Source organism: Pseudoalteromonas sp. P1-13-1a, assembly GCF_001401875.1.
In the GTDB taxonomy this organism is placed as follows: Bacteria; Pseudomonadota; Gammaproteobacteria; order Enterobacterales; family Alteromonadaceae; genus Pseudoalteromonas.
In genome coordinates this window covers 107,275-116,154 of the sequence record NZ_LKDV01000011.1, presented here as the reverse complement: position 1 = coordinate 116,154, position 8,880 = coordinate 107,275, and the positions used below count along the sequence as shown (strand labels likewise).

7 protein-coding genes are annotated in these 8,880 nt (G+C 40.0%); 2 read left to right on the top strand and 5 right to left on the bottom strand.

Annotated elements, in window-relative coordinates; all coding sequences use genetic code 11:
- Nucleotides 1-164: 164 nt before the first annotated feature.
- The gene (locus AN391_RS09320) at nucleotides 165-1,097 is read right to left on the bottom strand and encodes a hypothetical protein (RefSeq protein ID WP_055015153.1); all 933 of its coding nucleotides are present in this window, start codon (nucleotides 1,095-1,097) and stop codon (nucleotides 165-167) included.
- 75 nt (nucleotides 1,098-1,172) lie between these two features.
- On the bottom strand, nucleotides 1,173-2,558 hold the full coding sequence (gene radA / locus AN391_RS09315; RefSeq protein ID WP_055015152.1) for a DNA repair protein RadA: 1,386 nt from the start codon (nucleotides 2,556-2,558) through the stop codon (nucleotides 1,173-1,175).
- 357 nt (nucleotides 2,559-2,915) lie between these two features.
- Here radA and AN391_RS09310 point away from each other — a divergent pair, with 357 nt between their 5' ends.
- The gene (locus AN391_RS09310) at nucleotides 2,916-5,393 is read left to right on the top strand and encodes a PilZ domain-containing protein (protein ID WP_055015151.1); all 2,478 of its coding nucleotides are present in this window, start codon (nucleotides 2,916-2,918) and stop codon (nucleotides 5,391-5,393) included.
- Nucleotides 5,394-5,398: 5 nt separating this feature from the next.
- Here the strand turns inward: AN391_RS09310 and serB are convergent, their stop codons facing one another.
- Nucleotides 5,399-6,430, bottom strand: coding sequence for a phosphoserine phosphatase SerB (gene serB, locus AN391_RS09305; protein WP_055015150.1), 1,032 nt, complete (start codon nucleotides 6,428-6,430; stop codon nucleotides 5,399-5,401).
- Nucleotides 6,431-6,581: 151 nt separating this feature from the next.
- On the opposite strand from serB, the gene AN391_RS09300 reads away from it, so the two are divergent.
- Nucleotides 6,582-7,202 (top strand): AhpA/YtjB family protein, encoded by a 621-nt coding sequence (locus AN391_RS09300; protein ID WP_055015149.1) that lies wholly within the window; start codon nucleotides 6,582-6,584, stop codon nucleotides 7,200-7,202.
- Here AN391_RS09300 and AN391_RS09295 read toward each other — a convergent pair.
- Nucleotides 7,169-7,936 carry a TatD family hydrolase gene (locus AN391_RS09295; RefSeq protein ID WP_055015148.1) on the bottom strand — a complete coding sequence of 256 codons (768 nt, stop codon included), beginning with the start codon at nucleotides 7,934-7,936 and terminating at the stop codon, nucleotides 7,169-7,171. The two genes, AN391_RS09300 and AN391_RS09295, sit on opposite strands and share 34 nt — an antisense overlap.
- Before the next feature lie 12 nt (nucleotides 7,937-7,948).
- A complete protein-coding gene (pdxH, locus tag AN391_RS09290) occupies nucleotides 7,949-8,587 on the bottom strand; it encodes a pyridoxamine 5'-phosphate oxidase (protein ID WP_055015147.1) in 639 nt (212 codons plus the stop codon).
- Nucleotides 8,588-8,880: the final 293 nt, after the last annotated feature.

Genomic DNA, 8,880 nt, shown 5'->3' with positions numbered 1-8,880 from the left:
AGCTATCAGCTATCAGCTATCAGCTATCAGCTATCAGCTATCAGCTATCAGCTATCAGCTATCAGCTATCAGCTATCAGCTATCAGCTAAAATAATAAAAGCCGTACTTGATTAATCAAGTACGGCTTTTTTGTATGAAACTGGCAGCTGATAGCTATTCGCTATTATTCGCCTTTAACTTCTAAATTAACGAATTTAACTAGCTCTTCTGGCTGGCCAGCTAACATCATTATTTGCTGGTTTACTTCCATCATGGTTTTACCTTCAGGCAATTTTGCCGATATGCTTAAAGAGTTTAGGCCTTTGGCAAAGTCAGTAAGCGATTGTGCAATTTCTTCAGTTACAGGAGCTTGTTGCAATTGTTGCTGTAGCGTCATTTGCATTTGCTCAAGCGTCATACCTTGCTTTTCAAGCTCACTCACAAATAGCTCTTTTAATTTGCCTTGGTTATTAAGTACTAAATTAATATTACGAGGCTCAAGCTTGCTCATAGCTTGCATCACTAAGGTTTGCTGTTGTAACTCTTGCTCGTAAGTAAGTGGCGTGTCCCCTGCTTCTTGCTGCGCTTTGCTTATAGCAAGGGATGCGTCCATTAATGCTTTAGCATTGGCAAGGCCTACATCCATATTAAAACTAACAATATCTTTTGCATCGAGCTTTAAAACTACGTCGCTGTCGCCAGACTGCTCATTGTAATCAAGCGATGAGCTTAAGTCGTAGCTTGCTGAGGCGAGCATTTCGTTTGTATCAGCAGGTAGTTTTGCTACAAAGTCTTTATCGAACTGGAAGCTTTTTACTGTAAACGATGTATGTGGCGATATTTTATCGGTTTCGTAACCGGTTACTTCAATACTTTGAATATGCGCTACGTTTTCACCTTCAGGGCTTATTACTTCCATGTTAGTAATTTCAACACTTTTAGAAATAACACTTGCCGATAAACCCGCATATTTAAACGTTGCACCAGTTTGATCGCTTACTAAAGCAAGCTGCTTGTCTACTTCAGTACGAACTTCTTGGGTTGCTACATAGTTTGCGTAGCTAATGCCACCAACACCTGCTGCAACAATGGCTATGGCTATTACGAGTTTTTTCATGTTATTTCCTTATTCTGTTCTTTGTGTAAGTTATATTAGCTCAAGAGTAACATTGCATGGCAATCCCTGTAAGCGTTAATTAATCAAACTAAGCAGCTCATGCACTGTTTTTACAGGCGTAATTTTAGCGCCTAAGCCTTCCATAGATTTATGGTAATTACGAAATGGAATAAATATTTCGGTAAAACCATGCTGCGCCGCTTCTTTAACTCGCGGTACACCGCTGTCGATTGGGCGTACGTCGCCGTTTAAGCTAAGTTCACCCATAATGCAGGTTGTACGCGGTACTACAAATTCGTTTAAGCTACTTAAAAGCGCAGTCACTAACGCTAAATCAATACAGGTTTCGGTTTCATCAATTCGTAAGCCGCCCACAATATTAAAAAACGTATCGTGAAATATTTTAGTTTTGGTGTGTTTACGTAAAATACCAGTAAGCATTTTTATTCGGTTCATGTTTAAACCTACACATACTCGCTGTGGGAATTCAGCTTCGGTTTCGGTGGTTAAACACTGTATTTCGAGCAATAAGTTCCGGTTACCTTTTCGGATACACGTAATAGTAGAGCCCGGTGATTCAGTACTTGATCCCGATAAAAAAATCTCACTGGGGTTATCAACGCTCAGCATGCCGCGCTCGCACATTTTAAAAATGCCTACGGTATCAATATCACCAAAACGGTTTTTATTAGCTCTTAGCGTACGTACTTGTCCATCATTCGTGTCAATATGCAATAAAGCATCCACTATATGCACTAATGTTTGCGGCCCTGCAATTTCGTTGTTTTTATTTACATGGGCAATAATAAACATGGTGACATCGTTTTGCTTACAATACTGGGTAAGCGCTTGTGCGGCACTTTTTACTTGCGAAGGCGAACCTGGGCTGCCGTTGGCGGTATCGGTTACAACCGCTTGAATAGAGTCGATAACAGCAAACTTAATTTTATTTTTATCAAGCTCTTCAATAATGGTTTCTACGCTGGTTTCGGAAAGTAAATAAAGCTCATCGGCGTTGTAATTAAGCTTTAGTCTGTTTACACGGTTTTTAAACTGCGACAGCGACTCCTCAGCTGTACAATAAAGCGATGGCATACGCTGCGACATTCTGGCTACTAAGTCAGATAATAGCGTTGTTTTACCCGCACCAGGGTCGCCCGAAATAATATTAACCGAGCCTGTGGTTACCCCGCCGCTTAGTACACGGTCAAGTTCACCTATTTCGGTTAGTTGCTTTTCGGCTTCTGTGGTGGCTACATCGTCAATTTTTTTAGAGCCGCCGCCAACACCACCGGCATAGCCACCTACCGTTGCGCGCGCAGCCGCTTTTTTACTTTGTCCTGCTGAGGGTTTAAATTCTGCCAACGTGTTCCATGCACCACAGCGACACTGACCTTGCCAACGTTGATAGTTCATACCACATTCTGTACAAACAAATTCTACTTTTGCCGCTTTAGCCATTTATAACCTTACCTACTATTGTTTAATTTGAGCGTTTACTATTAAGAATAGATATTACCATTGAAGCAATGTGCTTGCAGTGTAGCATTCGTCACACGTAGTTTGTTTCTACTTTAAATACAAATACATACTACTTTTTATTTTGCCCTAATTTAGGGCATACTTATTGCTTTTATATGCTTTGAAGTAACTTGCCAATAATTTGGCATTTAACACATAATAACAAGAGTTAAACTGTACTTACACGAAAAACCGTACCTATATCAACACTGTGGTGCGATGTTACGTTTATTGAATTTTCAAATAAATGGACTTTACAGTATACCTACTTTTCAATTAGACGGTGACGATTTATAAATGGCTGAAGACATACTGCTCAAACACGAAAGTCTCGTAAATGAGTTAAAAACCTATTTAGGTAACGCGAAGTTCGACCAAATTTTCAAATCTAAAACGGCCGGTTTAACAAAGCCTGAGCAATTTTTGATGAAAATGGAAATGTCGCGCCTATCTCAGCCAGTAGCCCGCTTTGTAGACCTACGGGGCTTAGTTACCGGGCAAGTGCGCCCATATGAGCATAATGGCAAACAACATTTTATGGATGATACTGCCATAGAGGTTTTTGAAGCAGCCCTTAAGCAACACGGCGGCTATACGTTAGCAGTATACGAAGCAGTAATGAATACCGAAAACAACCATCGCGTACTGCAAAAGCAAGCGCAAGACCAAAGTGATGCGCAAGCCGAAAACGATACCCTAACTACCAGCGTAATAAAATTTGCCTCATACGAAAGTCGCTCTGAAGAGCGGATGAACTACTCAATTAAAGTTAAAATTGAGTACAATGATCATAAAAATATTGCCGCTAGCACTTCAGATATTTCTTTAAGTGGCTGTAAAATTAAACTTTCTACCCGCCAAGTTATTAAAAAAGGGCAACTCATTGCCATGCGCCTAGTTGGGCTTGAGCAAGATTTTGAGTTAGGCCTTAAAAACGGCATTCAATATGAAGTCGTGGCAGTTGATAACATATCACGCGAATATAACCACATTCGTTTAAAGCGCACTTATATAGAAAAAAATGAAGCATTCGATAAATTTTTAGAAAGCTTTATTCATGGCAATAAACGTCGCTATAAAGTGAATTTAGATAACACCCTTGATGCAGTTGTTTCCAAAGGTTATGAGCAATATTATATCCCCCGTGTTACCTCTTTATACGTATTTTTAAGTAAAAAAGGCGACCATATAGTCCCAAGCTTGAGCCTGACAACTGAAAATAACATTTTTATTCAGCGCTATTTTACTGATGAAAGAAAAGTGCCCTGCTTATATAGCGTTTTGAATAACCAACGCATTAGTCAAATGCTTAGCCAAGTAACCGCCGTAAAAGAAGAGTATCTATATACATTTACACATGTCTCTGCGGGAAAAATTTATTACTACTCAGCCACGCGTACAGAGCTTAATAACAGCCCTAAATTAAAAAATCTATTTTTAGGATTCGGCAGTCAAAAAGATAGTTGGCAATGTTTTAAGCTACAAGTTATGCCAAGCCACCCAGATGATTCGTTTATTCCGTTATCGCTACCAAACTCGGCGGGTAAAAATATAGAAAAGCTAAATAAACCGCCATCGCCACGTGTGTCAGGCCTTATAAAAGATGTGAAATACATTGCGGTTTTAACTGCCATTGGCAATAGCGAAGAACAAGCAAATTATAAAAAATTACCGTTTGATAAGGCGATAGTTAACCAACTTAAGCATTTTGGCCATGCTAAGCATAACAAACCACCTTATTTAGATATTGTTGCGTTAGAGTATGTAAATTTGCGCTCTCATAAACGCTACTTATATAAAACACCCGCTTTAGTTACCTTTGAGGATAAGCAGTACCAGGCCCATTCTCGGGATTTTTCGGTGATGGGTTTGCAATTAGAGTCATCCGTACCGGTTAGCTTTAAAAAGGGTGATATTGTTTTACTATCTTTCCCCGATTTACAAAAAATAACTAAAAAACATAACTTAAGTGAGCTTAAATACGAAGTAATGGCGATTAGTAAGTCATTAACAACCATTAATTTAAAAGCGAACAGAGTGGCTGACTTACCACATGCAGGTGTTAACTTTTTTACCCAATTAATTGAAAGTAATAAAGATAAACTAAAAGTATCTGAAGAAGCCCCGAAAATAGAAGGCCTTTCTACTGCACTGAGAAATATGGTGACCAAAAGTGTGTGCCAATTCCCGCTTTATTTACATAAAGAAGCAAACCACTTTATTCCAGGTGCCATAGGTTTTGGTTTATATGCCAGCCCTATCCACGTTATTTTACAAAATTTTGGCTTATTAAATAACAAAACTGATCTGAGCCATATTTTAACGCAACAACAAATTATTGATGTGATCACCCCAAGCATCAAAGATCGTAGCCGACAAGACCCGCCTTTACCGTTTACTCTCGTGATTAATTTTGACCCTAAGCAAGAGACTATTGAAAAGGCTGTCACAAGCCAATGCGTACTAGGTGAAAACTATTCAAGCTTTAGCGAGCAAATTAGTGCAGGCGTTAAATCTGAACTGGTATTTGTAATGCGCTTATATTTATCGCGTACTGGGCGCCCAGATACGGACTATCTATCAAATGAGCTAAAGTATGTAAGCCAATATGCAATGCACAAAGCAAAGGATATAGAAGAAGCGCTGTGGGCAGTATCTGGCGTGGGTGATATTGTAGATATAACCGACGAAGCCCTTAGCCATTTACAATTAGATCAAAAGCAAGTGGCTCAAATGGGCCGAAGAAAACTGCTGTGGTTAAACCGCTTGCGCTAAGCGGTTTAACTTATGCTGCGGTTATTTATGTAAGGAATTGCCAGCATGTACAGTAACTGTAATAACGACCCCTTACATATAGCTGCTTGAGCTTGCTCCACCACTTTTGGTTTACCGTGTACGGCAACGCCTAACCCTGCTTTTTCCATCATTAGCAAATCATTTGCACCATCGCCAATGGCTACCGTTTGCGTATTTGCTAAGCCCAACTTTTGTTGCAATGTTTCTAAAACAACCGCTTTTTGCTGCGCATCAACTATAGTACCAGAGACCTTCCCAGTGAGCTTGTCGTTCGCAAACTCAAGCACATTAGCATGTACTTCATCTAAATTAATAAGCTGTTGCACACGCTCTGCAAAGGGTACAAACCCGCCTGATGCGATAGCAAGATACCAATTATGCTGCTTTAATATTTGGCATAAGGCTTTAATACCTGGCATTAATGGTAAAGTATTTTTTAACTCATCTATTAAGCTTTGCTCTATGCCAGCTAACTTTGCTACACGTTGATTTAAACTTTCGCTAAAATCTAACTTGCCAGCCATTGCAAGTGCGGTTACAGAAGCCACATCGTCATATACATCTGCTAAACGCGCAATTTCATCAATGCATTCTATGGTGATGGCGGTGGAGTCCATATCCATAACCAATAAGCCTGGTTCATATAAGTTTGGCGGTGTGGCAACTTGCACTAGCTGACAATCAAGCGAATTTGCAAACTCCCCTAGCACAAGCGGATTAATTTTTTGCTCTGACTCTGGGCTATAAAAACACAAAGCTGGGGCTAACCCTAAGTCGGGTTGATAGTGACATACAGCCGTTACATTGAGTTCGTGCTTTTTTAAAAATTCGATAATGCTAGTTACGTGCTTTAGTTCAAAATCGCCGGCAAACGCAATACTAAATAACCCAACGGTTTTATCTGGTTGTGTTTGAGCAGTAGTAAACTGCCCACCATTATAATTAAACCATGTGTTTAGCGTTAAAAAGTGTAATGCTTGCTCAGCAGCTGGCTGTGCCATGTTCGTTTGCGACATGGGGTCTCCGTGTTTGTTATTTGTTTTTTTAATTTTGCGTATCTTTTAGAGGATTCATAACGCTAAATTCGCCATTGAGGTAGATTTAAGGTTATAGTTACTGTAGTTGTAACATCAAATCAAAATGCTGTCAGTAGCATATACGGTGACTATGAAAAATAACCATATAAAAAGCCCTTTATCTGCATCACAAAGAAAGCGAATTATTCGTTTATTATTGGCTGCGGGCTGTTTTGTATTACTGAGTTTTGTAGGTGTTAACAGCAGCTTTGAAAGCCACCAACTGCTTTATAATAGTGCCGATAACACTGCCAAAAGCTTAGCCCGATTTATGGCACTGAATGCTAAAGAGCCATTACTTGCTAAAAATAAGCCACAACTTACTGCGCTATGCAACGATATAAGTAAAGACGAGTTTGTACTTTCAGCCACAATATACGATCAGCAAGGCGTGCTTATAGCAAGCAGCGATCATTGGCAGTCACATCATGTATTTGGCCAATTACCAGAGTCGACCCCTGGAATAAGTAAACTAAAAACCCCGTTTGTTGAGCCTGTTGTAAGCGACATAGATAAGCCTCTTGGCTTTGTCTCTATTACCTATTTAACACGTGCTGCGATATCAGACAGTCACAATCATTTTCATGATTTAGGCAGGCAAGTTTTGTTAATGCTAGTTATTGCGTGTATTTTTACGTGGCAGTTAGGGCGTGGACTAAAACGTTGGCAGGTAAACCGCTATATGCAAAAAACCTCAGAGCAAGAGTCATAAAGCTGCTTCGCAAGCGCCTCTATATCGCTACTTTGCTTTAAACTACATAATACATTGAACACATTTGGAATGTGTAATGGCGTATTAATTTCACCTTGATGACCGCTAAGTGGCATTGAAGGCGAGTCGGTTTCGAGCACTAAATGTTGTGGCTCAATTTGAGCAATGACATTACGGGTTTTAGCAGCCCGTTCATAGGTAATAACCCCACCTACCCCTAATTTAAAGCCCTGTTTGATATAATACTGGGCTTGCTGGAGTGATCCCGAAAACGCATGTATCACCCCACCACATTTTGGCTTACAACGTTTAAACGATTGCGCAATTAAGTCATGGCTTTGCCTGTGGTGCACAATAAGCGGTAGGTTCAGTTCGTTAGCAATCGTTATTTGCTGCTCAAACAATCTTGTTTGCTTTTCAAGGTCTTCAATACTTCTATCAAGTCCACACTCACCTATTGCTACCAGTTGATTATTGTTCACCTTTGCAAAGTCGAATAGCTGCACTAAGTGAGCATCTTTATGATCACCTAAAAAGTAAGGGTGAAGGCCTGCGGCAATATGTACTTGTGAGTATTTATCTTTAAATTCAATTAGTTGCTTTGATTGCGCCAAGCTGATACCTGGCACAACAAAACGCTCAACACCTTTAGCAATACACTCTTTTATGAGTGATTCGCGATTTGTATCAAATTCGCTAAAATCAAGATGGCAATGCGAGTCTATAAACTTCACAGCGTAAACCGATTAAGGGTTTAAACGTGTTATTTGCCAGCTATTATCGGCTTGACGCTGATATATAAAACGGTCGTGCAATCGATGCGCGCCACCTTGCCAAAACTCAATTTTAGAAGGCACTACGCAATATCCGCCCCAAAAATCTGGCAGTGGAATTTCGCCGTTAGCAAATTTACTCTTCATATTGGCAAAGGTTTCCATTAGCGCTTTTCGCGAGGACACCGGACGGCTTTGCGCTGATGCCCATGCGGCTAATTGACTTTCTTTAGGGCGCGATAAAAAATATTTTGCCACCGCTGATGTTGGTAATGGTTTTGCCTCGCCGTATACAATCACTTGGCGCTCCATATGGTGCCATGGAAAATGCAGCGATATTTTATTATTACCTTTTAGCTCTTGTGCTTTACGAGAGCCGGTATTAGTAAAAAATACAAACCCGTTATCATCTAAATGCTTTAACAGTACAATACGCTGTGAAGGTTGCCCAGTTTCATCAACTGTTGCTACAACCATCGCCGTTGGGTCTGGAATATTACTGCCAACAGCATGCTCAAGCCACGTTTCAAATTGTTTGAATGGATCATCTTGCAAGTTATCTTCGCTTAGCGCGTCTTGCAGGTATTCACGGCGGATATCTTCGAGTTTCATAAACAAATCCTTCTCTGTTTATTAAAGCGTATGTGGGTAAGTTAAGGTCAGGCTGTTAATCGTTATAAGAGCAAAAATAAAAATGTTTTGTTTAATGTTAGTTTAGTGTTGGGTTTCGTTTCACTAAACCCAACCTACGGTGCTATCAGCTATCAGCTATCAGCTATCAGCTATCAGCTATCAGCTACAAAATTGATTAACTTACAAAAGTTCGTCAAGTAAAGCCTAAAATCATCTGCAAGTGTAGGAGTGCTAGCAAGGCGGTAAAACTATTTATGCCAAGGAGCATACGG